Raw genomic sequence first — 24,980 nt, forward strand, 5'->3', positions numbered from 1 at the left:
GGAATTAAGCTTGAAACCAAGATGGGGGTTGCCTTGAAAAAAAACAAGCGCAAAGCGGATGTAAAAAACGACATAAAAAAAAGAGGCCCGAAGGCCCCTTCCTTGTTCCGGCAGGCTGGGCGCTTACGCGTCCGGCGCCGCCTTGGCAGCCGGCTCACTGTTTTCGTAGATATACAGTGGCTTGGACTTGCCTTCGATCACGCTTTCATCGATCACGACTTTGCTCACCTCGGACTGCGAGGGGATTTCATACATCGTGTCGAGCAGTACACCTTCGAGAATCGAACGCAGGCCACGGGCACCGGTTTTACGCTCCAGGGCACGCTTGGCGACCGATTTCAGCGCGTCGGAACGGAATTCCAGATCCACGCCTTCCATCTCGAACAGCTTGGCATACTGTTTGGTCAGGGCATTTTTCGGCTCGGTGAGAATCTGCATCAAAGCAGCCTCATCCAGCTCGTCCAGCGTCGCAAGAACCGGCAGACGACCGACGAATTCCGGGATCAGACCGAACTTGACCAGATCGTCAGGCTCGACTTCACGCAGGGATTCACCGACTTTCTTGCCTTCTTCCTTGCTGCGCACTTCTGCGTTGAATCCGATACCACCCTTGGTGGAACGGTTCTGAATGACCTTCTCCAGACCGGAGAACGCACCACCGCAGATGAACAGAATGTTACGGGTATCAACCTGAAGAAATTCCTGCTGCGGATGCTTGCGGCCACCTTGCGGCGGAACGGAAGCGACCGTGCCTTCGATCAGTTTGAGCAAGGCCTGCTGCACGCCTTCACCGGAAACGTCCCGGGTGATCGACGGGTTGTCGGACTTGCGCGAAATCTTGTCGATTTCGTCGATGTAGACAATACCCATCTGGGCTTTCTCTACGTCGTAATCGCACTTCTGCAGCAGCTTCTGAATGATGTTCTCGACGTCCTCACCCACATAACCGGCCTCGGTGAGGGTGGTTGCGTCGGCGATGGTGAACGGAACGTTCAGCAAGCGGGCCAGGGTTTCGGCCAGCAGGGTTTTACCGGAGCCTGTCGGGCCGATCAGCAGGATGTTGCTCTTGCCGAGTTCGACGTCGTCAGCCTTTTTGTCACGCTGGTTCAGACGCTTGTAGTGGTTGTACACCGCTACTGCCAGAACCTTCTTGGCACGTTCCTGACCAATGACATATTGATCAAGGATGCCGCTGATTTCTTTAGGCGAAGGCAATTTATGCGCGCTGCTTTCGGCCTGTGCTTCCTGCACCTCCTCACGGATGATGTCATTGCACAGGTCGACGCACTCGTCGCAGATAAAGACCGAGGGGCCGGCAATCAATTTGCGTACTTCATGCTGGCTTTTGCCACAGAAGGAGCAATAGAGCAGCTTGCCGTTGTCCTCGCCGTTGCGGGTGTCAGTCATTCGTTCGATCCAAATCCGATAGGCTTGCAACACAAGATGAAGGCTATTGCGGGCTTTTTCAAGCCCGCCGCTGATCAGACGCGCCGACCAAGCCTATTTTGAGCTGCTTATTTTTAAGCTGGGCGCTGGTTGATCACTTCGTCGATCAGACCGTATTCCTTCGCAGCTTCTGCACTCATGAAGTTGTCGCGGTTGGTGTCGCGCTCGATTTCTTCAAGCGTACGGCCGCTGTGCTTGGCCATCAGCGTGTTCAGACGCTCGCGGATGAAGAGGATTTCCTTGGCATGGATTTCGATGTCCGATGCCTGGCCCTGGAAACCGCCCAGTGGCTGGTGAATCATCACGCGCGAGTTCGGCAGGCAGAAACGCTTGCCAGGTGCACCGGCCGTCAGCAGGAATGCGCCCATGCTGCACGCCTGACCGATACAGGTAGTCGATACGTTTGGCTTGATGAACTGCATGGTGTCGTAGATCGACATGCCCGCTGTCACCGAACCGCCCGGGGAGTTGATATAAAGATGGATGTCCTTGTCCGGGTTTTCCGCTTCAAGGAACAGCAATTGCGCGCAAATCAGGTTGGCCATGTAGTCCTCTACCGGACCCACCAGAAAGATCACTCGTTCCTTGAGAAGACGCGAGTAGATGTCATAGGCGCGCTCGCCACGAGCAGATTGCTCGACAACCATCGGGACCAGGCCGCCGGCGGCCTGGATATCAGAGTTCTGCTGAATATAGGAATTACGGAACATGCTCTGCAGTCACTCCCAAATAGTCATGTCTTGAATACGCATAAGCCAGCTCGAAGGCTGGCTTATGGTGTGTGCTTCTAACGCAAAAACAATCAGTCGGCTTTTGGAGCTTCTACCGGCTTGACCGCTTCTTCGTAAGAGACCGATTTGTCGGTCACGCTAGCTTTCTGCAGAACAGTATCCACAACTTGTTCTTCCAGCACAACCGAACGAACTTCGTTCAGTTGCTGGTCGTTCTTGTAGTACCAGGACACGACCTGCTCAGGCTCTTGGTAAGCCGAAGCCATTTCCTGAATCATTTCGCGAACGCGGGCTTCGTCTGGCTTCAGGTCGAACTGCTTGACCACTTCAGCCACGATCAGACCCAGGACAACGCGACGCTTGGCTTGTTCTTCGAACAGCTCGGCCGGCAGTTGGTCTGGCTTGATGTTGCCACCGAACTGCTGAACAGCCTGCACGCGCAGACGGTCAACTTCGTTGGACAGCAGAGCCTTGGGCACTTCGATCGGGTTGGTGGCCAGCAGACCGTCCATGACCTGATTCTTGACCTTGGATTTGATCGCCTGACGCAGTTCACGCTCCATGTTCTTGCGAACTTCGGTGCGGAAACCGTCGATGCCGCTTTCCTTGATGCCGAATTGAGCGAAGAACTCTTCGTTCAGCTCTGGCAGCTTTGGCTCGGAAACGGTGTTTACAGTCACGGTGAACTCGGCGGTTTTGCCAGCCAGGTCCAGGTTCTGATAGTCCTCTGGGAAGGTCAGGTTCAGAACGCGCTCTTCGCCGGCTTTAGCGCCTACCAGGCCTTCTTCGAAGCCAGGGATCATGCGACCGGAACCCAGTACCAGCTGAGTGCCCTTGGCGGAACCGCCAGCGAACACTTCGCCGTCAACCTTGCCAACGAAATCGATGTTCAGCTGGTCTTCGTTCTGGGCAGCGCGATCGGCCACTTCGAAACGGGTGTTCTGCTTGCGCAGGATGTCCAGCATCTTGTCCAGATCGGCGTCAGCCACGTCAGCGCTCAGGCGCTCGACGGTGATGCCTTCGAAGCCGGCAACGGTGAACTCAGGGAACACTTCGAATACGGCTACGTATTCCAGGTCCTTGCCAGCCTCGAGCGATTTTGGCTCGATCGATGGCGAACCGGCCGGGTTCAGCTTCTGCTCAACCACAGCTTCGTAGAAGGAGGACTGGATCACGTCGCCGATTGCTTCCTGGCGCGCATCAGCACCGAAACGGCGCTTGATTTCGCTCATTGGCACCTTGCCAACACGGAAGCCAGCAATCTTGGCCTTTTTGGCAGTCTGCTGCAGACGCTTGTTGACCTGAGTCTCGATGCGCTCAGCCGGCACGGTGATGCTCATGCGGCGCTCAAGAGCAGTAGTATTTTCAACAGAAACTTGCATGGATATTCCTCGTTGCACAGACGTTAGCCGGCCGTTTCCGACCCAAGAATCAAGGGCAAGCATTCTAGTAGGTCAAACTCAAGAAGTCACCCTACTGAAAACGGGTAAAAAACAGCAGGCCATTTGAAGGCGGGGACAAACGGTTGCGCCTCGCCCTGTTAGCAAATACAGCCAATTCAAGCCAGGGCTCTGCGCCAACCTCTTCTATATATAGAGGCGGTTGAATCATCTCCCTGACAGCCGACCTCGCAAGCAAGGACGGCGGGCAGCGCAGCATCATCGAGCAACATTAATACGACGAAGCACCCTGCCCTGCGACCCGAAACCTGCAGCCGCGAAAATCCGAAACCGTAAAACAAAAAAGGCGCCAGACTGTTAAATCTGGCGCCTTTCGGAATATGGGGTGGACGATGGGGATCGAACCCACGACAACGGGAGTCACAATCCCGTGCTCTACCAACTGAGCTACGCCCACCATATTGCGTGTCAAAGAAGCCAAACAACTTCTTTGTAGAACTTCACCCGGCCAACGGCATGAATGAAGCTTTGATTGGTGCGGATGAAGAGACTCGAACTCTTACGCCTCGCGGCGCTGGAACCTAAATCCAGTGTGTCTACCAATTCCACCACATCCGCAGATGAAGCTTTTAAAGCAAAGGCGCCAGACTGTTACATCTGGCGCCTTTCGAAATATGGGGTGGACGATGGGGATCGAACCCACGACAACGGGAGTCACAATCCCGTGCTCTACCAACTGAGCTACGCCCACCATATCGCGCTACTTGTGCCAATGCTGCCTAATGGCGCACCCGGCAGGACTCGAACCTGCGACCATCCGCTTAGAAGGCGGATGCTCTATCCAGCTGAGCTACGGGCGCCTTGTTAGCTGTACCCTTGGAGGACTACAAACTAAGTGCTTTCCAGTCTCGCAAAACGTTGATTTAGCTCGACCTTCTTAACCAGTGCTAGGCTGTGCCCGACAAGTGCGACGAATAGTATAGAGCGACCCGAAGGTCGTCAAATCCTTTTTAAAAAAAATTCATTTAATTAAAGGGCTTAGGGGAATTTGCTGACCAAGCGCCTTTGCCCTCACCGTTTGACATGCGAGAATGCGTTCTCTTTTTTTCCCCTCTCGATGGTTAATCACGCGCAATGACTGCACAACTAATCGACGGCAAATCGATCGCCGCCAGCCTGCGCCAGCAGATCGCCCAACGGGTTGCCGAACGTCGCCAGCAAGGTCTGCGCACGCCAGGCCTCGCGGTGATCCTGGTCGGCAGCGATCCTGCCTCTCAGGTTTATGTCTCGCACAAGCGTAAAGACTGTGAAGAGGTCGGCTTCCTCTCTCAAGCGTACGACCTGCCTTCCGAAACCACTCAGGAAGCACTGACCGATCTGATCGATCGACTGAACGACGATCCGGCAATCGACGGCGTTCTGCTTCAACTTCCTCTGCCAGAGCACCTGGACGCTTCCAAACTGCTGGAGCGCATCCGCCCGGACAAGGATGTCGACGGTTTCCATCCTTATAACGTCGGTCGTCTGGCCCAGCGCATTCCGCTGCTGCGTCCGTGCACCCCGAAAGGCATCATGACCCTGCTGGAAAGCACCGGTGCCGATCTGTACGGGATGGACGCGGTGGTTGTTGGCGCATCCAACATCGTCGGTCGTCCGATGGCGATGGAGCTGCTGCTGGCCGGTTGCACCGTAACCGTTACCCACCGCTTCACCAAGGATCTGGCCGGCCACGTCGGCCGCGCCGATCTGGTGGTCGTGGCCGCCGGCAAGCCGGGCCTGGTCAAGGGCGAGTGGATCAAGGAAGGCGCGATCGTGATCGACGTCGGCATCAACCGCCAGGAAGACGGCAAACTGGTGGGTGATGTGGTCTACGAGACCGCCCTGCCCCGCGCCGGCTGGATTACTCCGGTACCCGGCGGCGTCGGCCCGATGACCCGCGCCTGCCTGCTTGAGAACACGCTCTACGCGGCAGAAACCCTGCACGCCTGAGTCGCGTTTTCCGCGCTCCGAGAACCCCGCCTTGCGCGGGGTTTTTCATGCCCTCGAAAAAACCTTTACCGTTCGCCGGAAACCCCTATTTTTACAGGGCTTTTCACGACTTTTTCATGCCTGGCGGACAACCATCGACAGTTCTTCAACCATACTCCTACAATGCGTCGTTTTTACGACACAGGCCGTTACAAAGAACGGCATTTCCAACCTTCATGAGTTCGCCCGCGTGAATATTCGTCTGTCCATCCTGAGCCTGGTTTTTGCATTTTCAGGCACGCTCCTCACGCCAACGGTCAACGCCGCCGAAACCACCGCTGCCCCTCGAGACGCCTCGCAATTGAAGATTGCCTCCGGCAGCGCCCTGCTGATGGATCTGCAGACCAACAAAGTCATTTATTCCAGCAACCCGGACGTGGTGGTGCCCATCGCTTCCGTGAGCAAATTGATGACCGGTTTGGTAGTGGTCGAAGCACACCAGAACATGGACGAATGGATTGACGTCGACATCAGCCACACGCCGGAAATGAAAGGCGTGTTTTCCCGCGTCAAGCTGCGCAGCGAACTGCCCCGCCGGGAGATGCTGCTGATTGCCCTGATGTCCTCGGAAAACCGCGCCGCCGCCAGCCTGGCCCACCACTATCCGGGTGGTTACGCGGCATTCATCGCCGCAATGAACGCCAAGGCCAAGGCGCTGGGCATGACCAGCACGCACTTTGTCGAACCCACCGGCCTGTCCGAGCGCAACGTCTCCACCGCCCGCGACCTGAGCAAGTTGCTGGTGGCTGCGCATAAACAGCCGCTGCTCATCGAGCTGACCACCACCAAGGAAAAGACCGTTTCGTTCCGTAAACCCAATTACACCCTGGGTTTCCGCAACACCGATCACCTGGTCAACAAGGCCGACTGGGATATCCGCATCACCAAAACCGGTTTCACCAACCCTGCCGGTCACTGTCTGGTGCTGGTGACCCGCATGGCCAACCGTCCGGTTGCCCTGGTGATTCTCGACGCGTTCGGCAAATACACTCACTTCGCCGATGCCAGCCGCATCCGCAGCTGGGTGGAAACCGGCAAGAGTGCCAACGTCCCAGCCGTGGCTCAGCAATACAAGGCCGACAAAAACCTCAAGAGTCGCCAGAGCGGCGTGATCGAAGCGTCCAAGTAATCCGTCCCCCATGAAAAAGCCCCGAATCGTCGGGGCTTTTTCATTTATGCACTCAGTCGTTTGGCAACGGCATCTTGTCGTCATCGGGAATGCCGTCACCGGCACTCGGGTCGCGCGAATGCTCTGGCGTGACCACCGCTGGACGCGCCAGCGGATCCCGCATGGGGCTGTCTGGATCCAGCACCGGATCAACTTCCGGCTCAGGCGTGGTGGGCACACTGTCAGGTTTGTGGTCGTCGAAACTCGAATCGGTACTCATACGCACCTCGCTTCAAGGCTTGAGATCAGCCAAGGGATCGTAAGGCTTGGCCGGACGCTTGGGATCGTCGCCCGGCTGCACATCCTTCGGCGCCTTCGCCGGGCCAATGGGATCGACTTGCGGATCGTCCAGATCAGGCGAGTCCGGATCAAAGCCCAGGTCGTCGCCGCTGCCATGCTCGGAAGAATGCGGCCCAGTGGGTGAAGTTGGAATTGCCATGTTCGCCTCCTGATACTGGCCCGAAAAACACGGGACGCTACAGTTCAGAAGCGCATCCTCCATCAGGGTGCCCGACAGGCGACGAACGGAACCTCAATGCGCCGCCAGCGCCTTCCTCGCCTGCGCCGCTTCCCGCTCCTGCCCGGCTTGCGCCAGTGCGTCGGCAGCCTTGAGCCAGCGCTGTTGATCGACCGCCGCCGGAATCTGCGTCGGCTTCTGGATCAACACTGCCCAGCCGCCGGATTTTTCCAGGGCCGACTCGAACGAGCTGAAGCTCATCAATTCACGGCGATTCATCCCGGCGCGCAGCAGCACCTTCTGCTTCAAGCGATCGTAGCCGGACAGGATCGCGTAACGCGGCTCAGCCCAAAACGCCGAACCCTCGCTGAAACGCACCATCACCGGATACCCGGCCGCCACCTGAGTCAGCAGCGCCGGCAGATTGCTGTCCAGCGGATACACGACCATGCCGTATTCACGGGCCAGACTCTGCAGATTCTGTTGCAACTTGTCCTCGGCGCCCGGCAAGTGCAGCGGCTTTTCCAGCAGACCCGGCGTGATCACGATGCCCTGCTGCGACAGCAGGCTGGCCAGCACTTGCGGCCCGCTTTGATAGGCCTCACCGCGATAGAAGGTGCCACTGAGCTCGACCCGTTCAGGCAGGCGCTTGACCTCCGGCGCCACACTGCCCGCACACCCCACCAATGCTGTCACGCAACCGGCCACCAGCAGCGCCGCGCGAATCCGGGAAAATAGCTGCACCATCATCACTCTCTTGATCAGTTACCGGTCATCGTGTTCCGGCTTGGTCGAGGATCATAGGACGGCGTCACGCTGCGGTATAGCCCAAAACGGCAGATCCATCGGCTGCATAGAGCGAACTGATTGATCACCACCGACCTTTGGTCAATAGCCTGAAACACACCAGCGACTAGACTGTCATTCAGAGAAGAGCCAAAGAGCGTTAGCCCGACGCAGGGCAAAGAGGAGGCGCAGATGAGCCTGACCATGACCATCGTAATGCTGATTGCCGGCTGGCTGGCCGTTGCCGCCGCCATGTTGTGGGGCGTACTGCGGATTTCCCGCCGCCATCACCACCCGGTTCAACCTGCACCGACCCGGAAGATCGAGAAACACGACGCCCGTCACGCCACCGCGCACTGACTTTCCGTAACCGATACAAACAAAAAGGCCGCCTGGACTCTCGCGAGTTCAGGCGGCCTTTGCTTTTCCAACGATTACGCTTCGGCAGTCAGTTTCTTCTGCTTGGCGCGGCGCGACATCATGTTCAGCACTTCAATCGCAGCCGAGAACGCCATGGCGGCATACACATAACCTTTCGGTACGTGGGCGCCGAAGCCTTCGGCGATCAGCGTCATGCCGATCATGATCAGGAAGCCCAGAGCCAGCATGACCACCGTCGGGTTGTCGTTGATGAACTTGGCCAGCGGATCAGCCGCAAACAGCATCACCAATACCGAGACAACAACCGCAATCACCATGATCGGCAAGTGTTCGGTCATGCCGACAGCGGTAATGATGCTGTCGATCGAGAACACCATGTCCAGCATCAGGATTTGCCCGATGGCGGCGGCGAAGCCCAAGGTCACCTTGGACGTCGCGGTCTTCGGATCTTCCGGTGCCGGGTCCATGCTGTGATGGATCTCCGTGGTGGCTTTCCACAACAGGAACAGGCCGCCGGCGATCAGGATCATGTCCTTCCAGGAGAACGCGTGGCCGAGGATCTCGATGACCGGCGCGGTCAGCTGAACGATGAACGCGATGGTGCTCAACAAGGCCAGACGCATGATCAGCGCCATGCCGATCCCCAGACGACGGGCTTTCTGCCGGTACTGCTCGGGCAGCTTGTTGGTCAGGATCGAGATGAAGATCAGGTTATCGATGCCGAGCACGATTTCCATCACCACCAGTGTGGCCAAGGCAATCCATGCGGTCGGGCTGGAAGCGAGTTCTAACAGGTATTCCATGGGTCAGTCCTGACTCTGTGTAAGACGGTTTAGATTTCCTGGGAGGACGATTCGGATTTTTCTTCGTCGTCTTTCGGTTCTTTCTTGCTGATCAGATTGCCGGTGGCATCGCTGAGCGCCTGCTCGGCGGCTTTGTGCGTGTCATCGATGGCTTGCTTGGCCGCTTCAGCCGCCTGCCCCATCAGTTGCTGGGCGCTCTTTTCGGCCTGGTCGCAACCGGCCAGTACCAGTAAAGACGCGATCAGTAACGCCGTAGTTTTTAGTTTCATGATGCTTCCCTCGATAGAACAGACAGCGCCGTACAGACCGGCCGTCGATGGCTGGGCATTCTAGGGAGACAAACACTTCAGGAAAATTCGTATTTTTAGCGGCTATACTTCGATTTATACGAACTGTATTTGACGGATCGAACCCCATGCTCAATTACCGACAACTGCATTACTTCTGGGTGGTGGCCAAGACCGGCAGCATCGTGCGCGCCTGCGAGCAACTGAACCTGACGCCGCAAACCATCAGCGGGCAGATTTCCCTGCTCGAACAGACCTACGGCATCGAGCTGTTTCAACGAGTCGGCCGGCAATTAGAGCTCACCGAAGCCGGACGTCAGGCCCTGCCCTACGCCGAGCAGATGTTCCAGCTGGGCGGTGAACTGGAGCTGATGCTGCGCGCCCAGCCCAACGAACAGCAGATCCTGTTCCGGGTCGGCGTGGCGGACGTGGTGCCCAAATCCATCGTCTATCGCCTGATCGCGCCGACCATGGAATTGAGCGAACCGCTGCGCATCACCTGCCGCGAGGACAAACTCGAGCGCCTGCTGGCGGATCTGGCAATCCAGCGTCTGGACCTGGTGATCTCCGACAGCCCGATGCCCTCGCACCTGGACATCAAGGGCTACAGCCAGAAGCTAGGCGAATGCGGGATCAGTTTTTTCGCCACCGCCGAACTGGCAGCGCAATACGGTCAGGATTTCCCGCGCAGCCTGCACGGTGCGCCGCTGTTGATCCCCGGCGCGGAAACCGTGGTGCGCAGCCGTTTACAGCGCTGGTTCGCAGAGCAACAGATTCAGCCGAGGATTGTCGGGGAGTTCGATGACAGCGCCCTGATGCAGGCGTTCGGCCAGTCCGGCAGCGGGATTTTCATCGGCCCAAGCGTGATTGCCGATGAGGTGAAGCGCCAGTACGGCGTCGAGTTGATCGGCCAGACCGATGCGGTGAGCGAGTCGTTTTACGCGATCTCGGTGGAGCGCAAGGTCAAGCACCCCGGCATCAAAGCGATTACCGAAGGTGCCCGACGCGAGCTGTTTACAGCGTTTTAAGCCGGCGCGCAGACGTCGCGCGGCTTGAGCACCATCAGCACCATGGCGAGGAAAATCGACAGCAGAATGAACCCGGCAGCGGCGAAACCCACAAAACCCAGGCCGGCGCTGTCGATCACTCGACCGCCAATGATCGCGCCCAAACCAATCCCGAGGTTGGCCCCGGCAATGTTCAGCGAGGCGGCAAAGGCTGGCGCTTCCGGTGCGGCTTTCATCAAGCGCACGTGACTGACCAGAAACAGCGCCGCCTGCGTCACGCCCCAGATGCCCATCGCCGCCGCCAGACCCAGCGACGAATTAATGTTCGGTACCAGCGCCACCATCCCCGGAATCATGAACGCGCAGAACATCACCGAAGCCATCAGTGGATGGCGATCCACCGCACGACCGCCCAGCGAGTTGCCGATCAGACCGACCGCGCCAAAGCCCATCAGGCACCAGCCGACCACGGTGCCATTGAAGCCGGCCAGACGTTCGAGGATGTCCGCCAGATAGGTGTAGGCGGTGAACATGCCGCTGAACACCAGGATCGACAGCAACACATGGCCGAGCATCAGCGGGCTGCGCAGGATCTTGAACTGCGAAGCGAAACTGACCTGATGCTGGTGCAGGCTGGTTTTCGGCAGATAGACAAACAGCAGCAGCGCCTTGGCGAACGCGATCACCGCCAGAATGGCGAACGCACTGCGCCAGCCGAACGCATCGGAAATCAGCGTGCCGACCGGAATGCCGAACACGGTGGCGCAGACGATGCCGAAGCCGATCTTGGCGATGGCGCGACCGGCGAAGTCCGGGCCGACGATATCCACCGCCGTTTCACTGGCCAGCGCCCAGAACACCGGCAACCCCAGCGCCGGGATCAGCCGGGCGATGGCCATGACCCAGATGTTCGGCGCCAATGCCGCCACGGTATTGGCCAGGCCGAACATGATCAGGATGGTGATGAACAGTTTGCGGCGCTCGAAGCGGGCGAAATAGGCGGTCAAGAATGGACCGAACATCGCCACGGTGAACGCGAACAGAGTCACCAGCAGCCCGGCCTGCGGAATGGTGACAGCAAGATCGCGGGCAATCGCCGGCAGCAGGCCGACGATGACGAACTCCGTGGTCAGCACCGTAAACCCGGCGGCGGACAACAGAAGGATGGGCAACAGCATGAGGAACTCCAGCAAAACGACGACACCAGCGCTGACCCGAAGGCCCGCTGGCAGAACTTGAAAATAAGGATGCGCAATCTTAACAGAGTGTTTCCCGGGTGACTTGCACAAACCTGTCTAAGTTACCGAGGGATCGGGTGGCAGATCGTCACAGGTCTGAAGGATCCGGACGACGCTGTGATAAAGTCCGCGCCCTGCAAAACGTACACCCTGTTCAGCCACCCGTTTAACGGCGTGTCTGGCGCGTCAGTCCTTTCGGTTTGTGTCCGTGGCCTGCCCCCGATCAATCGCCCGGATCACGCAACCTTGCACCCTATAAAAACAGAGATGCCGTTCATGACCGCTTCATCCCCTTCTCTATTGCAACGTCTTAAAAGCCTCAGCCTGGTCACCCAGATCCTGATCGGCCTGATTGCCGGCATCGCCCTCGCGCTGTTCGCGCCGGAAGCGGCCAAAGGCACGGCCTTCATCGGCAAAGTGTTCGTCTCGGCGCTGAAAGCCGTGGCGCCGATCCTGGTGTTCGTGCTGGTCATGGCCTCGATCGCCAACCACAAGCACGGCCAGGAAACCCACATCCGGCCGATTCTGTTCCTGTATCTGCTGGGCACCTTCGCCGCTGCCGTGGTCGCGGTGATTGCCAGCATGATGTTCCCGTCGCATCTGGTGCTGTCCACTGACAACATCGCCGTAAGCGCGCCGGGCGGCATCAGTGAAGTGCTGCAAAGCCTGTTGCTGAGCGTGGTCGACAACCCGGTGAGCGCACTGATGAACGCCAACTTCATCGGCATTCTGGCCTGGGCCATCGGCATGGGCGTGGCGATCCGGCACGCCGGCGACACCACCCGCGAAGTGCTGGGCGATCTGTCCAATGGCGTGACGCTGATTGTCCGGGTCGTGATTCGCTTCGCACCGCTGGGCATTTTCGGTCTGGTAGCGTCGACCCTGGCCACCTCCGGGTTTGGCGCATTGATCGGTTATGCGCACCTGCTGGCGGTACTGCTCGGCTGCATGCTGTTCGTGGCGCTGGTGATGAACCCGCTGATCGTGTTCTGGAAGCTGCGCCGCAACCCGTACCCGCTGACGCTCCAGTGCCTGCGTGAAAGCGGCATCACTGCGTTTTTCACCCGCAGCTCGGCGGCGAACATTCCGGTCAATCTGGAACTGAGCAAGCGCCTGGGCCTGCATGAAGACACCTATTCGGTATCGATCCCGCTCGGCGCCACCATCAACATGGCCGGCGCGGCGATCACCATCACCGTGCTGACCCTCGCCGCCGTGCACACCTTGGGTATCGCCGTGGACATCCCGACCGCGATCCTGCTCAGCGTCGTCGCTGCGATCTGCGCCTGCGGTGCCTCGGGCGTGGCCGGTGGTTCGCTGCTGTTGATCCCGCTGGCGTGCAGCCTGTTCGGCATTCCGAGCGAAATCGCCATGCAGGTGGTCGCGGTCGGTTTCATCATCGGCGTGCTGCAGGATTCGGCCGAAACGGCGCTGAACTCCTCCACCGACGTGCTGTTCACCGCCGCCGCGTGCCTGGGCGAAGAGCAGAAAGCCCAGCGCCCGGCGTAAAAAACCAGCGCAATAAAAAGCCCGCCAAGGCGCAAACCTTGGCGGGCTTTTTGTTGCAGAACGTTTTAGAACGCGCCCATGTAATCGCGCTTGCCCACTTCCACACCGTTGTGACGCAGCAGTGCGTAGGTGGTGGTGACGTGGAAGAAGAACTGCGGCAGGCCGTAACTCAGCAGATAAGCCTGGCCGCTGAAGCGCTTCTCTTTCGGGGTGCCCGGACGGGTCACGATCTCGATGCCTTCCTTGCCATTGATCTGCTCTGGCTTGATCTCGCCGATGAAGGCCAGAACCTTGGCGATCAGCGCTTGCAGCTCGGCGAAGGTGGTTTCGGTGTCGTCATATTTCGGAATTTCGATTTCGGCCAGACGCGAGGAAACGCCTTTGGCGAAGTCCACGGCGATCTGCACCTGACGCACCAGCGGGAACATGTCCGGGTACAGACGCGCTTGCAGGAAGGCGTTCGGGTCGATGTTTTTCTCGGTGGCGTGGGCTTCAGCCTTTTTCAGCACATCGCTCACGGCGTTGAGCATTTGTTGGAAAACCGGGACGGATGCGGCGTATAGGGAAATGGTCATGGCTGTCTCACGTGGTGGCTGGGTGAATCGTGGGGGCGATTATAGCCATGCTCGCATGGCGGCGCGGCTTGTCTTTTATCCAGCAAGGATTAGGCTAGGCGCCTTCGACTGCAGAGGGAACGCGCGATGACCACAGAATTTCAAACCCGCTCCGATGAACCACGGCTCAACGCCACGGAAATCCGCATTCTGGGCTCGTTGATCGAGAAACAGGCCACCAGCCCGGAAACCTACCCGTTGACCCTCAACGCACTGGTGCTGGCCTGCAACCAGAAAACCAGCCGGGAGCCAGTGATGAACCTGACTCAGGGCCAGGTCGGCCAGAGCCTGCGCGCCCTCGAAAGCCGCGGTTTCGCCAGACTGGTGATGGGCAGTCGCGCCGACCGCTGGGAGCATAAGGTCGACAAGGCACTGGAGCTGGTGCCGGCGCAATTGGTCCTGACCGGGTTGATGTTCCTGCGCGGCCCGCAGACCGTCAACGAACTGCTGACCCGCAGCGGTCGAATGCATGAGTTTGAAGACGCCGAACAAGTGGTGCATCAGCTGGAACGCCTGATCGCCCGGGAGCTGGCGGTGTTGATTCCGCGTCAGCCCGGTCAGCGTGAAGATCGTTACACCCACGCGCTGGGCGATCCGGCGGACATTGAGGCGATTATCGCCGCGCGGCAGAACCCGAGCGATCGCGGCGCTGCCAGCGGCGTGTCACTGGAGCGCATCGAAGAGCTGGAAGCGCGGATTGCGGCGCTGGAAGAGCGTCTGGCCCGTCTCGAAGAATAAGTGCACCGGGGACGGTGTTATTCGCCGTCCCAGTAATCCACCCCGTCCGCCTGCCGCGCCACCGCCACGAATCCTGAGGCGTTGCCCTCGGCATCGATGCTGAAGTTGTCCATCACCGCGTATTTGTTCGAGTCCGGGTACTCGCAGATTTCCGGTTGCTGCTGAGTGCTGACCGCCAGATAGCGCAGTTCCGCAGCACTGGTGTTGATGATCTGGTGCGCCGCTTCCGGGCCGCCCGGTGGGCAGGCGATCACATCACCGGCACGGATCGGGAAACGTTCGGCACCGAGGCGCACTTCCCCTTCCCCGGCCACCACGTAAAACATTTCCTCATTGACCCGATGACTGTGAAACGGACTGCCGCGCATGCCTGGCGGCAACGCATACAGCCGATAACCGAGTTTCTGCGCACCCAGTTGCTGGCCGACCCGGGCGAAGCGTTGCTGATAACGCCCAGCGGTTTCGCCTTCGGGGGCCAATGATTCGGGAAGCGGTTCGAGTTCGACGTCATTCAGGTTGAGAATGGGCGGATGCATGCAAACCTCGGCTTTTGTGTAGGCAAGTCTGTGCTTGCTGATCCGGCAGTATAGGCAACGGCAAATCCGGGTGGGTTCGCCGTTGCTCAGGCTCCATCAACTACGGGCAAACGCCACCGCCGCATCGAACTGCTCAACCGTCGGCCGCACGCCGGTGTACAGCACGAACTGCTCCAGCGCCTGGATCGCGATCACTTCCAGCCCGGTGATCACCTTTTTGCCTTCGGCACGACCGCGCACGATCAGCGGGGTTTCCGAGGGGATCGCCACCACATCGAACACGGTGTCGGCAGACTTGATCACATCCATCTCAAAAGACAGCTGACCTGCTTCTGGCCCACCGTCCATCCCCACCGGGGTCACGTTGATCAGCATCTGCGGGCGCTCGTCGCCCAGTTCCGCCTGCCAGCGATACCCCAGCGAGTCCGCCAGCGCACGACCGGCGCGCTCATTGCGGGCGACGATCAAACCGTTCTTGTAACCGCCATCGCGCAAGGCACTGGCCACAGCCTTGGCCATGCCGCCGCTGCCGCGCAGGGCGAAAGTCGAGTCCTTCGGCACCGCGTGGGTTTCCAGCAACTGAGCGATGGCGATGTAATCGGTGTTGTAGGCCTTGAGATGACCGTTGGTGTTGACGATGGTGTTGATCGACTGGATCGCCGCCGCCGAGGCGTCCAGTTCATCAACCAGCGCAATGCAGGCTTCCTTGAACGGCATCGATACCCCGCAACCGCGAATCCCCAGCGCGCGGATCCCGCCGACCGCACCGGGCAGATCCTGGCTGCTGAAGGCCTTGTAGTAGAAATTCAGGCCCAGTTGTTCATACAAATGGTTATGAAACCGCAGACCGAAATTCCCGGGACGCCCAGACAGGGACATGCACAATTGGGTGTCTTTATTGGGGTTCATCTGCATGGGAGGCTCCTTCGTATGCACTTTCGGATGGACGGGATTAGCCAGGCCATCGGGTTCTGAACGATCATAAGGCGGTCTGTTCCGGGCATCACGGTCGATGCCGCAAGCTCGGTAAACAAACCGGTACAGACCTTACACAAAATTTACCTGGCGGCCGTGCTGTTTTTCAAAATGTTGCTGTCTTAGAAGTATCCCCGCGCCATTCCGGGCCTGTTGCAGGTTCGGACGCCGGGTCGAAGAACCGAGGAATTATCATGATTCGTAAACTCCCCATCGTGGCCTTGTTGATTGGTGCATTCGCGATCACGGGTCAGGCAGAAGCCCACGGCGGTGGCTGGCAGGGCCCGGCGGTATTTGGTGCGATCGTCGGCTCGGCCATCATCGGCTCGGCGCTCATCAACCAGGATCGGCCGGTGTACGTCCAGCAGCCTGTTTACGCTCAACCGGCGCCGGTCTATGTCCAGCAACCGCCGCCACCGGTTTATTACCAGCCGGCCCCGGTCTATGTGCAGCAACCGGTCTACGTCCAACCGGCCCCGGTGTATTACGGCCCACCGCGCGGTTATTACGGCCGGCCACACTACTACGGTGGCCCGCGCTGGTAACCGGTCCCCAGAGCCCCGCCTGATCGCGGGGCTTTTTATTGCCTTCGGGAAAGCCGACCGTTCGTCGGCCAGGGTCTGAAAAAATCTCGCCAAGGTCGCTGTGAGGACAGTTTGAACCGCTAAAGTCGGCATGATGGACTCGACCGTTAAGGGCAAAACACAAACGGTCATCTATTTGTCATGACGGAACCGCACTCTGAATCCGTCCGCAAACAACAGGTTGATAACAACAAGGACGACTTGAATGCCTACACAGAATCCGCACCGCATCGTCGGTTTATGCACCTCGAGCAAGGTCTACAACGCCCTGACCGAACTCAAGCACCTGGAAGGCCACCGCACGGCGAAATTTCTCTCGTTGCTGGCGGAAAACCTGGTGCGCAAGGGTTTTCTCAACGAACACGAGATCGTGCACATGCTCGATCAAGTGGTGGATTGAGCCAGCCCTCAGCGGCGTCAATGACCACTATCGAAAGCGTTGATTGTCCCTGAAACGGCCAATTCCCTAAGGTAGCTCCACAGATTGATGGAGGTACTTTTCATGGCTCAGGTTCAAATCATGTCCGTTGTCGGCAGCGCCGTTCCCGCATCGCTCAGAGAGCTGGGGCTGCTCGCCTGCTGGTATCTGGTGCGCGACGGCGAGCCGGTCAGCGGCCCGCTCACGTCCTTGCCGGCGGCGCAGGCACTGTCGCAACAATTGCTCAACGGCCCGTTCAAGGCTTAAGGCAGCTGCACTTTCGGTTTGCTCTCGATGAACAACGCCCAGCTCGACATGAACAGGGCCGCGATCAGCGGCCCGATCACAAAGCCGTTCAGCCCGAACACCGCCAGCCCGCCCAGGGTCGAGATCAGGATCATGTAGTCCGGCATCCGGGTGTCCTTGCCCACCAGAATCGGGCGCAGCAGGTTGTCTACCAGACCGATCACGAACACCCCGAACAGCCCCAGCACCACGCCCTGCCAGATCATCCCGCTGAGCAGGAAGTAAATCGCGACCGGCACCCAGACAATCCCCGCGCCCACCGCCGGCAGCAACGACAGAAACGCCATCAATACCGCCCAGAGCAACGCACTGGGAATGTCGAGAAACCAGAAAATCGCCCCGCCCAGCGCACCCTGCGTGATCGCCACCAGCAGATTGCCCTTCACCGTGGCGCGTACCACGCGATTGAACTTCAACTGCAAGCGACGTTTGTGATGCTCTTCCAGCGGTATCGCTGTGCGCACCTTGCGCGCCAGTTCGGCGCCGTCGCGCAGGAAGAAAAACAGCAAGTACAGCATGATGAAAAAACTCACCACGAACTCGAACGTGCCCTGGCCAAAACTGAACGCCTGGCTCGCCAGCGCCTGACTGCCCTGCATGGCGGTCTTGACGATCTTCTCGCGCAGGGCATTGAGCTCGCCCATGCCGAAACGGTCGAGCAGATGCTGAAAGTACGGTGGCAGGCTGTGCTTGAACTGCGCCAGATAGGCGCCGATATCGAGCTTGCCGCTTTCGATATTGTCGTAAAGCGTCGCCCCTTCCTGCACCAGCAGCACACTGAGGACGATCACCGGCAAGATCGCAATCACCAGGCAGATGCTCAAGGTACACAGTGATGTGAGGTTGCGTTGCCAGCCGAATTTCAGTTGCAACTGGCGCTGCATCGGTGCGAACAGGATGCCGAGGATCACCGCCCAGAACACCGCACCATAGAACGGCAGCAGGATCCAGATGAAGGCGACCGTCACCAGAAACAGCAGCACGGTGAGGGATTTGAATTGCAGACTCTTTTGGTTCATGTCCGGTCCAGGTCAGTCAGGCGCCACCCGCGCCCGTCCCGTTTAGTCAGCCAGTGTCAGCGCGAGTGCCCTGTTTCTTCATTGAGCATAGATCCAGATCAATAAACCCTCGGCGCAACTGCTCTACCCTGCCGCGCTTTTGCGACCGACGCCGCCATGACGACCTCCTTCACCCCTGAACTGCTCGCCCCCGCCGGCACCCTGAAAAACATGCGTTACGCCTTCGCCTACGGCGCCGATGCGGTGTACGCCGGCCAGCCACGCTACAGCCTGCGGGTGCGCAACAACGAGTTCGATCATGCCAACCTCGCGCTCGGCATTCGTGAAGCCCAGGCCCAGGGCAAGCGTTTCTACGTGGTGGTCAACATCGCGCCGCACAACGCCAAACTGAAGACCTTCCTCAAGGACCTGGCGCCAGTGATCGAGATGGCGCCGGACGCGCTGATCATGTCCGACCCCGGCCTGATCATGCTGGTGCGCCGCCACTTCCCGCAGATGCCGATCCACCTCTCGGTGCAGGCCAACACGGTGAACTGGGCGAGTGTCGAATTCTGGCAACAGCAGGGCTTGAGTCGGATCATCCTGTCCCGTGAATTGTCGCTGGAAGAGATCGGCGAAATCCGCGAGCAAGTGCCCGGCATGGAACTGGAAGTGTTCGTCCACGGCGCGCTGTGCATGGCCTATTCCGGCCGCTGCCTGCTCTCGGGTTACATGAACAAACGCGACGCCAATCAGGGCACCTGCACCAACGCCTGCCGCTGGAAATACTCGGCGCAGGAGGCCAGCGAAAACCAGCTCGGCGAAATCGTGCAGACCTTCGAACCGCAACCGACCCTCGGCCTCGGCGCCCCCACCGATCAGGTGTTCCTGTTGCAGGAAGCCAACCGGCCCGGCGAGCTGATGCCGGCCTTCGAAGACGAGCACGGCACCTACATCATGAACGCCAAGGACCTGCGCGCGGTGCAGCACGTCGAGCGCCTGACCCGCATGGGCGTGCACTCACTGAAGATCGAAGGCCGGACCAAATCGCACTTCTATTGCGCGCGCACCACCCAGGTCTATCGCCGGGCCATCGACGACGCGGTGGCCGGCCGCGAATTCGACCGCAGCCTGATGACCGATCTGGAATCCCTCGCCCAGCGCGGCTACACCGAAGGCTTCCTGCGCCGGCATGTGCATGACGAATACCAGAACTATCAGAACGGCAGCTCGGTGTCGGAGCGTCAGCAGTTTGTGGGCGAGTTGACCGGCGAACGTCGGGATCGTCTGGCCGAGGTCAAGGTTAAGAACCGTTTTGCACTGGGCGATCACCTGGAACTGATGACGCCCAAGGGCAATTTCCACTTTGATCTGCATGAATTGCAGAACCTGAAAGGTGAAGCCATCGACGTGGCGCTGGGGGACGGGCACACGGTGTATCTGCCGATTCCGGATGCGGTGGATTTGCGGTTCGGGTTGTTGATGCGCGATCTCGGCGCTGTTTAGAAGCAGCAAAAAAACCCGGCCAATCAGCCGGGTTTTGTTCAGCGCCTGTCATCGGACAGCGGTGTCGGCTCATCAGCCGGCGGTATGTCTTCATCGGACGTCGGATCCTTCCAGTCTTCTGGCCGGTCGGCATCGCTCAACGGGTCGCGCCCGGGCATGACGCCCGGCGGCATCTCGTGATCGGCCAGCGTCGGCTCATCCGTACCGGGGACTTTGCGGGTAGGGTCGGTTGGAGCCGTGCCTCCCTGAAACAGCGTATCGTCAGCCATGATTGCACCTCAATGAATGAGGCCCGGAATATCCGGGTCGTACTCGTTGGAAGTGCCGCCGCACCGGGCGTGCTATCGAACAGACCAGCGGCATTCAGCTCGTGGCGGAAAACCGGTCACGGCTGTTGGTCAGGTGCAGCCACATCGCCGCGCGCGCCGCGTCCGCGTCCTGACGTTTGATGGCGTTGAGGATCGCCTCATGCTCCAGATTCGCCAGTTGCCCGAGCTTGCTCAAATCCACCGCGCCGCGCTCGGCCGCGTTGACCCGGGTGCGCGGGATCATCGCGCTGCCCAGGTGCTGCATGATTTCGGTGAAGCAGACATTGCCGGTGGCTTCGGCAATCAGCAAGTGGAAGCGCCGGTCGGCCTCGACGCAACTGTCGTTGTTGGCCAATAGACGCTGATAGTCGTCCAGCGCCTGACGCATCTGCACCAGTTGTTGCTCGGTGCGACGCTGCGCGGCCAGCGCCGCCGCTTGCGTCTCCAGGCCCATGCGCAATTCGAGAATGCTGCGCACGCCCAGCGCTGTGTCGACATTCAGCCGTAGCCCCTGCTCCGGCGCACGTTCGATCACGAAGGTGCCGATACCGTGCCGCGTCTCCACCAGCCCTGACGCCTGCAATTTGGAAATTGCCTCACGCACGACGGTGCGGCTGACGCCGTGTTCCTGAACGATCGAGTTTTCCGACGGCAACTTGTCACCGGGCAGCATCTGACCGAGCAGGATGCTCTGGGTCAGTTTTTCCACCAGGTCGTGGGCCAGGTTGTGCGCGCGTTTACGGGCGGGGGCGTCGAGGTCGTCTTGCATGGTCGGTTCCGGTGATCGGGGCAAACCGATCGTAGCACTGGCGGCAATGACTTGTATGAGCTCCTATGAATTCCGGGATCTAACTTGTATGACAACACTCAATTTTAGCTAGAAAATCTTCCACTGCGCCGAGCAGTCGCCCCACTTGCACTGGAACAAAAACGCTCTACTACGCGTGCCAAAACCCCTACAAAAGCCAATAAACACGGCGCATAAAATCTGAAAAAGCATAAAAACCCTTTCCCGTAGACAAATTTGATTGAGCACTCCCGCTTGTAGGACAAAAAAATCTAGTTGTATGATGTCTATCAACAACGCAACACCAGCCACACCCCGCATAAAAATAACGAGTGGGAGAAAACCAAGTGAAATCATCCATCGCCGGGATGAACGAGGGCGCCGATTCGGTGCTGTCCTCCGCCATTGCCAAAGTCAAACGCCACGTCCTGCCGCTGTTCGTCATCATGTTCATCGTCAATTACATTGACCGGGTGAACATCGGTTTCGTCCGTACCCACATGGAACACGACCTCGGCATCGGTGCCGCGGCCTACGGTTTCGGTGCCGGTCTGTTCTTCATCGGTTACGCGCTGTTCGAAGTCCCTTCCAACATGTTGCTGCAAAAGGTCGGCGCGCGAATCTGGCTGACCCGCATCATGCTCACCTGGGGGCTGGTGGCCGCCGGCATGGCGTTCATCCAGAACGAAACCCACTTCTACATTCTGCGCTTCCTGCTCGGCGTGGCCGAGGCCGGGTTCTTTCCCGGGGTGATCTACTACTTCACCCGCTGGTTGCCGGGGGCCGAGCGCGGCAAGGCGATTGCGATTTTCTTGAGCGGTTCGGCCGTGGCCTCGCTGATTTCCGGCCCGTTGTCCGGTCTGCTGTTGCAGATCGAAGGTCTGGGCATGCACGGCTGGCAGTGGATGTATTTCATTGAAGGGATGTTCTCGGTTGGCCTGTGCGTATTCGTCTGGTTCTGGCTCGACGCCAAGCCCCACGACGCCAAGTGGCTGACCCGCGCCGAGCAGGATGCGCTGGTCAAAGCCATCGACGATGAACAGAAGGCACGCGAAGCTGCGACCCCGATCCGGCCGTCGCTGGGCAAACTGCTCAAGGATCGCCAGATCATCCTGTTCTGCCTGATCTACTTCTTCATTCAATTGACCATCTACGCCGCGACGTTCTGGCTGCCGAGCATCATCAAGAAAATGGGCGAGATGAGCGATTTCCAGGTCGGCCTGTTCAACTCGATTCCGTGGCTGCTGTCGATCATCGGCATGTATGCATTCGCCTCGTTCTCGGCCAAATGGAAACACCAGCAGGCGTGGGTCGCCACGGCGCTGTTGATCGCCGCGGCGGGGATGTTCATGTCCACCACCGGCGGGCCGATCTTCGCTTTCGTTGCGATCTGCTTTGCCGCACTGGGTTTCAAATCCGCGTCGTCGCTGTTCTGGCCGATTCCGCAGGCTTATCTCGACGCACGGATCGCCGCCGCCGTGATCGCGTTGATCAACTCAGTGGGCAACCTCGGCGGTTTCGTCGCTCCCACCACCTTCGGCTTGCTGGAGCAACACACCGGTTCGATCCAGGGCGGCCTCTATGGCCTGGCCGCGACCTCGATCATCGCCGCGATCATTGTGTTTGCCGCCCGCATGACACCTAAATCCGCACCTGACGTCGCCGTGGCCGATGCCGCGCCGAAACACGCCTGAATCCGCTTGAAAGGACAACGCCAAATGACCGCACACGACATCGCCAAAGCTCCAATCATCACCGAGATGCAAGTCATCCCGGTGGCCGGCCACGACGGCATGCTGCTCAACCTGAGCGGCGCCCACGGGCCTTTTTTCACCCGCAACATCGTCATTCTCAAGGACAACGCCGGCCACACCGGCGTCGGCGAAGTGCCCGGCGGCGAACGCATCCGCCAGACCCTCGAAGACGCCCGCAACCTGGTGGTCGGCAGCCCGATCGGCACGTATCAGAAGATCCTCAACCAGGTTCGCCAGACGTTCGCTGACCGTGATGCCGGCGGCCGTGGCCTGCAGACCTTCGACCTGCGCATCACCATTCACGCCGTCACCGGGCTCGAAGCCGCCCTGCTCGACCTGCTCGGCCAGCACCTCGACGTGCCGGTGGCGGCATTGCTCGGCGAAGGTCAGCAACGTGATGAAGTGAAGATGCTTGGCTACCTGTTCTACGTGGGCGATCGCCGGGAAACCGACCTCGCCTACCGCAGCGAACCGGATGCCGACAACGACTGGTTCCGCGTGCGTCACGAGAAAGCCATGACCGCCGACGCCGTGGTGCGTCTGGCCGAGGCTGCGCACGCGCGTTATGGTTTCAAGGACTTCAAGCTCAAGGGCGGCGTGCTCAGCGGTGATGCGGAAATCGAAGCAGTGACCGCACTGGCCGAGCGCTTCCCTGACGCCCGCATTACCCTCGATCCGAACGGCGCGTGGTCACTGAAAGAAGCGATCCGTCTGTGCCGCGACCAGCATCATGTGCTGGCCTACGCCGAAGACCCGTGCGGTGCGGAAAACGGTTACTCGGGCCGTGAAGTGATGGCCGAATTCCGCCGCGCCACCGGGCTGAAAACCGCCACCAACATGATCGCCACCGACTGGCGCGAGATGGGCCATGCGATTCAGTTGCAATCGGTGGACATCCCGCTGGCCGACCCGCATTTCTGGACCATGCAGGGTTCGGTGCGCGTGGCGCAGATGTGCCACGAATGGGGCCTGACCTGGGGCTCGCACTCCAACAACCACTTCGACATTTCCCTGGCGATGTTCACCCACGTCGCGGCCGCCGCGCCGGGCGACATCACCGCCATCGACACCCACTGGATCTGGCAGGACGGCCAGCGCCTGACCAAGGCACCGCTGCAAATCGTCGACGGCTGCGTGCAGGTTCCGAAGAAGCCTGGGCTCGGTGTGGAGCTGGACATGGATCAGGTGGCCAAGGCCCACGAACTCTATAAAGGCATGGGGCTCGGCGCGCGGGATGACAGCGTGGCGATGCAGTTTCTGATTCCGGGCTGGACGTTCGATAACAAGAAGCCGTGCCTGGTGCGCTAGGCCTGCGCAGCCTCCAGCAACCAGTGTCTGAACGCAGCCATCGCCGACGTCTCCGGCCGTGACTGCAAGCGCGTCAGCCAATAGCTGCCGGTGGTGATTTCGATGGCAAAGGGTTGGCGGATCAGGTCCGCCGCCAGTTGTCGGGCAAACATCAACGGCGGCGCCAGTGCCACCCCGCCGCCCTGCAACGCCGCTTCCATCATCGCCAGCGACGAGTCGAACACGATGCTCTGGGGCGGCGCAGCATGGGTCGCCAGACCGGCCGCATGAAACCACTCCGGCCACTCATCGGTGCGATAGGAGCGCAACAAACGCTGCTGCAGAAGATCCCCCGGCGCGTGCAACTGTCGGGCGATTTCCGGCACGCACAGCACCGACAACGGTGCCTCCAGCAAACGGGTCGCCTCGATGCCGTGCCACGCCCCGGCACCGAAGCGGATCGCGTAATCCAGCCCTTCGGCGGCGACGTCCACCCGGTTGTTGTTGGTCGACAGTCGCAAATCTATGAGCGGATGTTTCGCCTGAAAGTCCGCCAGCCTCGGCAACAACCAGCCCACCGCGAAGGTGCCCACCGCGCCGACCGTGAGCATTTCCCGATATTGCCCACCCGCCAGACGCTCGAGCATCTGCGCGATATGATCGAACGACGTGGTCAGCACCGGCAGCAGGGTTTCGCCCTCGCCGGTCAGCATCAGCCCACGGGGCAGGCGTTTGAACAGGATCACGCCGAGTTGCGCCTCCAGGATTTTCACTTGATGGCTGACGGCCGCCTGGGTCACGCACAACTCCACGGCGGCGCGCGTAAAGCTCAAGTGACGCGCAGAGGCTTCGAAGGCACGTAACGCATTCAAGGGCAATTGAGGTCGAATCATGCCAAGTCCCAAATTTTTCTAATGGCTCGTCCGAG

General features: G+C 59.6%; 28 protein-coding genes and 4 tRNA genes. 12 read left to right on the plus strand and 20 right to left on the minus strand.

Features of this window, described 5'->3' with window-relative positions; genetic code table 11:
• Positions 1 to 123: 123 nt before the first annotated feature.
• The 7 genes from clpX to BMZ46_RS22730 form a co-directional block, all read right to left on the minus strand.
• Complete coding sequence (gene clpX, locus BMZ46_RS22700) at positions 124 to 1,407, minus strand: ATP-dependent Clp protease ATP-binding subunit ClpX (RefSeq protein WP_007951558.1); 1,284 nt, start codon at positions 1,405 to 1,407, stop codon at positions 124 to 126.
• A gap of 113 nt (positions 1,408 to 1,520) precedes the next feature.
• Entirely contained in the window at positions 1,521 to 2,156 is a 636-nt protein-coding gene (clpP, locus tag BMZ46_RS22705) for an ATP-dependent Clp endopeptidase proteolytic subunit ClpP (protein WP_007951559.1), read from the minus strand.
• A gap of 92 nt (positions 2,157 to 2,248) precedes the next feature.
• A complete protein-coding gene (gene tig / locus BMZ46_RS22710) occupies positions 2,249 to 3,559 on the minus strand; it encodes a trigger factor (protein ID WP_074689056.1) in 1,311 nt (436 codons plus the stop codon).
• Positions 3,560 to 3,958: 399 nt separating this feature from the next.
• Positions 3,959 to 4,034: transfer RNA gene (locus BMZ46_RS22715), tRNA-His, on the minus strand.
• A 76-nt stretch (positions 4,035 to 4,110) separates the two neighbouring features.
• Positions 4,111 to 4,195: transfer RNA gene (locus BMZ46_RS22720), tRNA-Leu, on the minus strand.
• A gap of 57 nt (positions 4,196 to 4,252) precedes the next feature.
• Positions 4,253 to 4,328: transfer RNA gene (locus tag BMZ46_RS22725), tRNA-His, on the minus strand.
• Positions 4,329 to 4,360: 32 nt separating this feature from the next.
• Positions 4,361 to 4,437: transfer RNA gene (locus tag BMZ46_RS22730), tRNA-Arg, on the minus strand.
• A gap of 274 nt (positions 4,438 to 4,711) precedes the next feature.
• Between BMZ46_RS22730 and folD the strand changes: the two genes are divergently transcribed.
• Both folD and pbpG read left to right on the plus strand, forming a co-directional pair.
• The gene (gene folD, locus BMZ46_RS22735; RefSeq protein ID WP_011335038.1) at positions 4,712 to 5,566 is read left to right on the plus strand and encodes a bifunctional methylenetetrahydrofolate dehydrogenase/methenyltetrahydrofolate cyclohydrolase FolD; all 855 of its coding nucleotides are present in this window, start codon (positions 4,712 to 4,714) and stop codon (positions 5,564 to 5,566) included.
• Between the two features lie 229 nt (positions 5,567 to 5,795).
• Positions 5,796 to 6,734, plus strand: coding sequence for a D-alanyl-D-alanine endopeptidase (gene pbpG, locus BMZ46_RS22740; protein WP_011335039.1), 939 nt, complete (start codon positions 5,796 to 5,798; stop codon positions 6,732 to 6,734).
• Positions 6,735 to 6,786: 52 nt separating this feature from the next.
• Here the strand turns inward: pbpG and BMZ46_RS22745 are convergent, their stop codons facing one another.
• The 3 genes from BMZ46_RS22745 to BMZ46_RS22755 form a co-directional block, all read right to left on the minus strand.
• A complete protein-coding gene (locus BMZ46_RS22745; RefSeq protein WP_039767620.1) occupies positions 6,787 to 6,993 on the minus strand; it encodes a hypothetical protein in 207 nt (68 codons plus the stop codon).
• A gap of 12 nt (positions 6,994 to 7,005) precedes the next feature.
• A complete protein-coding gene (locus tag BMZ46_RS22750) occupies positions 7,006 to 7,212 on the minus strand; it encodes a DUF6021 family protein (protein ID WP_039767621.1) in 207 nt (68 codons plus the stop codon).
• Between the two features lie 93 nt (positions 7,213 to 7,305).
• The gene (locus tag BMZ46_RS22755; protein WP_039767624.1) at positions 7,306 to 7,977 is read right to left on the minus strand and encodes a peptidase C39 family protein; all 672 of its coding nucleotides are present in this window, start codon (positions 7,975 to 7,977) and stop codon (positions 7,306 to 7,308) included.
• Between the two features lie 231 nt (positions 7,978 to 8,208).
• Here BMZ46_RS22755 and BMZ46_RS29410 point away from each other — a divergent pair, with 231 nt between their 5' ends.
• The gene (locus tag BMZ46_RS29410) at positions 8,209 to 8,376 is read left to right on the plus strand and encodes a hypothetical protein (RefSeq protein WP_007951566.1); all 168 of its coding nucleotides are present in this window, start codon (positions 8,209 to 8,211) and stop codon (positions 8,374 to 8,376) included.
• Positions 8,377 to 8,450: 74 nt separating this feature from the next.
• Here BMZ46_RS29410 and BMZ46_RS22760 read toward each other — a convergent pair whose 3' ends face one another.
• A complete protein-coding gene (locus BMZ46_RS22760; RefSeq protein ID WP_039767626.1) occupies positions 8,451 to 9,200 on the minus strand; it encodes a TerC family protein in 750 nt (249 codons plus the stop codon).
• Positions 9,201 to 9,229: 29 nt separating this feature from the next.
• Positions 9,230 to 9,469, minus strand: a complete 240-nt coding sequence (locus tag BMZ46_RS22765; RefSeq protein ID WP_039767627.1) for a hypothetical protein — start codon at positions 9,467 to 9,469, stop codon at positions 9,230 to 9,232.
• Between the two features lie 146 nt (positions 9,470 to 9,615).
• Here BMZ46_RS22765 and nhaR point away from each other — a divergent pair, with 146 nt between their 5' ends.
• Positions 9,616 to 10,515 (plus strand): transcriptional activator NhaR, encoded by a 900-nt coding sequence (nhaR, locus tag BMZ46_RS22770; protein WP_007951569.1) that lies wholly within the window; start codon positions 9,616 to 9,618, stop codon positions 10,513 to 10,515.
• Here nhaR and BMZ46_RS22775 read toward each other — a convergent pair.
• Positions 10,512 to 11,672: an MFS transporter gene (locus BMZ46_RS22775; protein WP_007951570.1), complete on the minus strand. Its 1,161-nt coding sequence runs from the start codon at positions 11,670 to 11,672 to the stop codon at positions 10,512 to 10,514. The two genes, nhaR and BMZ46_RS22775, sit on opposite strands and share 4 nt — an antisense overlap.
• Positions 11,673 to 12,008: 336 nt before the next feature.
• Here BMZ46_RS22775 and sstT point away from each other — a divergent pair, with 336 nt between their 5' ends.
• Complete coding sequence (gene sstT / locus BMZ46_RS22780; RefSeq protein WP_064600897.1) at positions 12,009 to 13,241, plus strand: serine/threonine transporter SstT; 1,233 nt, start codon at positions 12,009 to 12,011, stop codon at positions 13,239 to 13,241.
• Positions 13,242 to 13,306: 65 nt separating this feature from the next.
• On the opposite strand, the gene BMZ46_RS22785 is transcribed toward sstT, so the two are convergent.
• Entirely contained in the window at positions 13,307 to 13,816 is a 510-nt protein-coding gene (locus BMZ46_RS22785; RefSeq protein ID WP_007951572.1) for a DUF1993 domain-containing protein, read from the minus strand.
• Between the two features lie 126 nt (positions 13,817 to 13,942).
• On the opposite strand from BMZ46_RS22785, the gene BMZ46_RS22790 reads away from it, so the two are divergent.
• On the plus strand, positions 13,943 to 14,593 hold the full coding sequence (locus BMZ46_RS22790; protein WP_074689058.1) for a YceH family protein: 651 nt from the start codon (positions 13,943 to 13,945) through the stop codon (positions 14,591 to 14,593).
• A 17-nt stretch (positions 14,594 to 14,610) separates the two neighbouring features.
• On the opposite strand, the gene BMZ46_RS22795 is transcribed toward BMZ46_RS22790, so the two are convergent.
• Together BMZ46_RS22795 and BMZ46_RS22800 are read right to left on the minus strand one after the other, a co-directional pair.
• Positions 14,611 to 15,129, minus strand: coding sequence for a cupin domain-containing protein (locus BMZ46_RS22795; RefSeq protein ID WP_074689060.1), 519 nt, complete (start codon positions 15,127 to 15,129; stop codon positions 14,611 to 14,613).
• Positions 15,130 to 15,225: 96 nt separating this feature from the next.
• Positions 15,226 to 16,044 (minus strand): shikimate 5-dehydrogenase, encoded by an 819-nt coding sequence (locus tag BMZ46_RS22800; RefSeq protein ID WP_074689062.1) that lies wholly within the window; start codon positions 16,042 to 16,044, stop codon positions 15,226 to 15,228.
• A gap of 254 nt (positions 16,045 to 16,298) precedes the next feature.
• Here BMZ46_RS22800 and BMZ46_RS22805 point away from each other — a divergent pair, with 254 nt between their 5' ends.
• The 3 genes from BMZ46_RS22805 (at position 16,299) to BMZ46_RS22815 (ending at position 17,373) form a co-directional block, all read left to right on the plus strand.
• The gene (locus BMZ46_RS22805; RefSeq protein WP_007951578.1) at positions 16,299 to 16,649 is read left to right on the plus strand and encodes a hypothetical protein; all 351 of its coding nucleotides are present in this window, start codon (positions 16,299 to 16,301) and stop codon (positions 16,647 to 16,649) included.
• A gap of 244 nt (positions 16,650 to 16,893) precedes the next feature.
• Complete coding sequence (locus BMZ46_RS22810; RefSeq protein WP_007951579.1) at positions 16,894 to 17,088, plus strand: hypothetical protein; 195 nt, start codon at positions 16,894 to 16,896, stop codon at positions 17,086 to 17,088.
• A 102-nt stretch (positions 17,089 to 17,190) separates the two neighbouring features.
• On the plus strand, positions 17,191 to 17,373 hold the full coding sequence (locus tag BMZ46_RS22815) for a hypothetical protein (RefSeq protein WP_007951581.1): 183 nt from the start codon (positions 17,191 to 17,193) through the stop codon (positions 17,371 to 17,373).
• Here BMZ46_RS22815 and BMZ46_RS22820 read toward each other — a convergent pair.
• Positions 17,370 to 18,431: an AI-2E family transporter gene (locus tag BMZ46_RS22820; RefSeq protein ID WP_074689064.1), complete on the minus strand. Its 1,062-nt coding sequence runs from the start codon at positions 18,429 to 18,431 to the stop codon at positions 17,370 to 17,372. The genes BMZ46_RS22815 and BMZ46_RS22820 overlap by 4 nt on opposite strands.
• A 156-nt stretch (positions 18,432 to 18,587) precedes the next feature.
• On the opposite strand from BMZ46_RS22820, the gene yegQ reads away from it, so the two are divergent.
• Entirely contained in the window at positions 18,588 to 19,916 is a 1,329-nt protein-coding gene (yegQ, locus tag BMZ46_RS22825; protein ID WP_074689066.1) for a prephenate-dependent tRNA uridine(34) hydroxylase TrhP, read from the plus strand.
• Between the two features lie 38 nt (positions 19,917 to 19,954).
• Here the strand turns inward: yegQ and BMZ46_RS22830 are convergent, their stop codons facing one another.
• Both BMZ46_RS22830 and BMZ46_RS22835 read right to left on the minus strand, forming a co-directional pair.
• Entirely contained in the window at positions 19,955 to 20,185 is a 231-nt protein-coding gene (locus BMZ46_RS22830; RefSeq protein WP_039767638.1) for a hypothetical protein, read from the minus strand.
• A gap of 94 nt (positions 20,186 to 20,279) precedes the next feature.
• A complete protein-coding gene (locus BMZ46_RS22835) occupies positions 20,280 to 20,993 on the minus strand; it encodes a FadR/GntR family transcriptional regulator (protein WP_074689068.1) in 714 nt (237 codons plus the stop codon).
• Positions 20,994 to 21,358: 365 nt separating this feature from the next.
• Between BMZ46_RS22835 and BMZ46_RS22845 the strand changes: the two genes are divergently transcribed.
• On the plus strand, positions 21,359 to 22,705 hold the full coding sequence (locus BMZ46_RS22845; RefSeq protein WP_011335053.1) for an MFS transporter: 1,347 nt from the start codon (positions 21,359 to 21,361) through the stop codon (positions 22,703 to 22,705).
• A 24-nt stretch (positions 22,706 to 22,729) separates the two neighbouring features.
• Positions 22,730 to 24,073, plus strand: coding sequence for a glucarate dehydratase (gene gudD, locus BMZ46_RS22850; protein ID WP_074689072.1), 1,344 nt, complete (start codon positions 22,730 to 22,732; stop codon positions 24,071 to 24,073).
• Here the strand turns inward: gudD and BMZ46_RS22855 are convergent.
• Positions 24,070 to 24,945, minus strand: a complete 876-nt coding sequence (locus BMZ46_RS22855; protein ID WP_074689074.1) for a LysR family transcriptional regulator — start codon at positions 24,943 to 24,945, stop codon at positions 24,070 to 24,072. The two genes, gudD and BMZ46_RS22855, sit on opposite strands and share 4 nt — an antisense overlap.
• Between the last annotated feature and the right edge of the window lie 35 nt (positions 24,946 to 24,980).

The organism is Pseudomonas sp. NFIX49, from assembly GCF_900115915.1.
Classification (GTDB): domain Bacteria; phylum Pseudomonadota; class Gammaproteobacteria; order Pseudomonadales; family Pseudomonadaceae; genus Aquipseudomonas; species Aquipseudomonas pharyngis.

Coding starts and splice junctions, on each gene's coding strand:
- clpX (WP_007951558.1), bottom strand. CDS start 1,407: ATGACTGACACCCGCAACGGCGAGGACAACGGCAAGCTGCTCTATTGC.
- clpP (WP_007951559.1), bottom strand. CDS start 2,156: ATGTTCCGTAATTCCTATATTCAGCAGAACTCTGATATCCAGGCCGCC.
- tig (WP_074689056.1), bottom strand. CDS start 3,559: ATGCAAGTTTCTGTTGAAAATACTACTGCTCTTGAGCGCCGCATGAGC.
- folD (WP_011335038.1), top strand. CDS start 4,712: ATGACTGCACAACTAATCGACGGCAAATCGATCGCCGCCAGCCTGCGC.
- BMZ46_RS22745 (WP_039767620.1), bottom strand. CDS start 6,993: ATGAGTACCGATTCGAGTTTCGACGACCACAAACCTGACAGTGTGCCC.
- BMZ46_RS22750 (WP_039767621.1), bottom strand. CDS start 7,212: ATGGCAATTCCAACTTCACCCACTGGGCCGCATTCTTCCGAGCATGGC.
- BMZ46_RS22755 (WP_039767624.1), bottom strand. CDS start 7,977: ATGGTGCAGCTATTTTCCCGGATTCGCGCGGCGCTGCTGGTGGCCGGT.
- BMZ46_RS29410 (WP_007951566.1), top strand. CDS start 8,209: ATGAGCCTGACCATGACCATCGTAATGCTGATTGCCGGCTGGCTGGCC.
- BMZ46_RS22760 (WP_039767626.1), bottom strand. CDS start 9,200: ATGGAATACCTGTTAGAACTCGCTTCCAGCCCGACCGCATGGATTGCC.
- BMZ46_RS22765 (WP_039767627.1), bottom strand. CDS start 9,469: ATGAAACTAAAAACTACGGCGTTACTGATCGCGTCTTTACTGGTACTG.
- nhaR (WP_007951569.1), top strand. CDS start 9,616: ATGCTCAATTACCGACAACTGCATTACTTCTGGGTGGTGGCCAAGACC.
- BMZ46_RS22775 (WP_007951570.1), bottom strand. CDS start 11,672: ATGCTGTTGCCCATCCTTCTGTTGTCCGCCGCCGGGTTTACGGTGCTG.
- sstT (WP_064600897.1), top strand. CDS start 12,009: ATGACCGCTTCATCCCCTTCTCTATTGCAACGTCTTAAAAGCCTCAGC.
- BMZ46_RS22785 (WP_007951572.1), bottom strand. CDS start 13,816: ATGACCATTTCCCTATACGCCGCATCCGTCCCGGTTTTCCAACAAATG.
- BMZ46_RS22790 (WP_074689058.1), top strand. CDS start 13,943: ATGACCACAGAATTTCAAACCCGCTCCGATGAACCACGGCTCAACGCC.
- BMZ46_RS22795 (WP_074689060.1), bottom strand. CDS start 15,129: ATGCATCCGCCCATTCTCAACCTGAATGACGTCGAACTCGAACCGCTT.
- BMZ46_RS22800 (WP_074689062.1), bottom strand. CDS start 16,044: ATGCAGATGAACCCCAATAAAGACACCCAATTGTGCATGTCCCTGTCT.
- BMZ46_RS22805 (WP_007951578.1), top strand. CDS start 16,299: ATGATTCGTAAACTCCCCATCGTGGCCTTGTTGATTGGTGCATTCGCG.
- BMZ46_RS22810 (WP_007951579.1), top strand. CDS start 16,894: ATGCCTACACAGAATCCGCACCGCATCGTCGGTTTATGCACCTCGAGC.
- BMZ46_RS22815 (WP_007951581.1), top strand. CDS start 17,191: ATGGCTCAGGTTCAAATCATGTCCGTTGTCGGCAGCGCCGTTCCCGCA.
- BMZ46_RS22820 (WP_074689064.1), bottom strand. CDS start 18,431: ATGAACCAAAAGAGTCTGCAATTCAAATCCCTCACCGTGCTGCTGTTT.
- yegQ (WP_074689066.1), top strand. CDS start 18,588: ATGACGACCTCCTTCACCCCTGAACTGCTCGCCCCCGCCGGCACCCTG.
- BMZ46_RS22830 (WP_039767638.1), bottom strand. CDS start 20,185: ATGGCTGACGATACGCTGTTTCAGGGAGGCACGGCTCCAACCGACCCT.
- BMZ46_RS22835 (WP_074689068.1), bottom strand. CDS start 20,993: ATGCAAGACGACCTCGACGCCCCCGCCCGTAAACGCGCGCACAACCTG.
- gudD (WP_074689072.1), top strand. CDS start 22,730: ATGACCGCACACGACATCGCCAAAGCTCCAATCATCACCGAGATGCAA.
- BMZ46_RS22855 (WP_074689074.1), bottom strand. CDS start 24,945: ATGATTCGACCTCAATTGCCCTTGAATGCGTTACGTGCCTTCGAAGCC.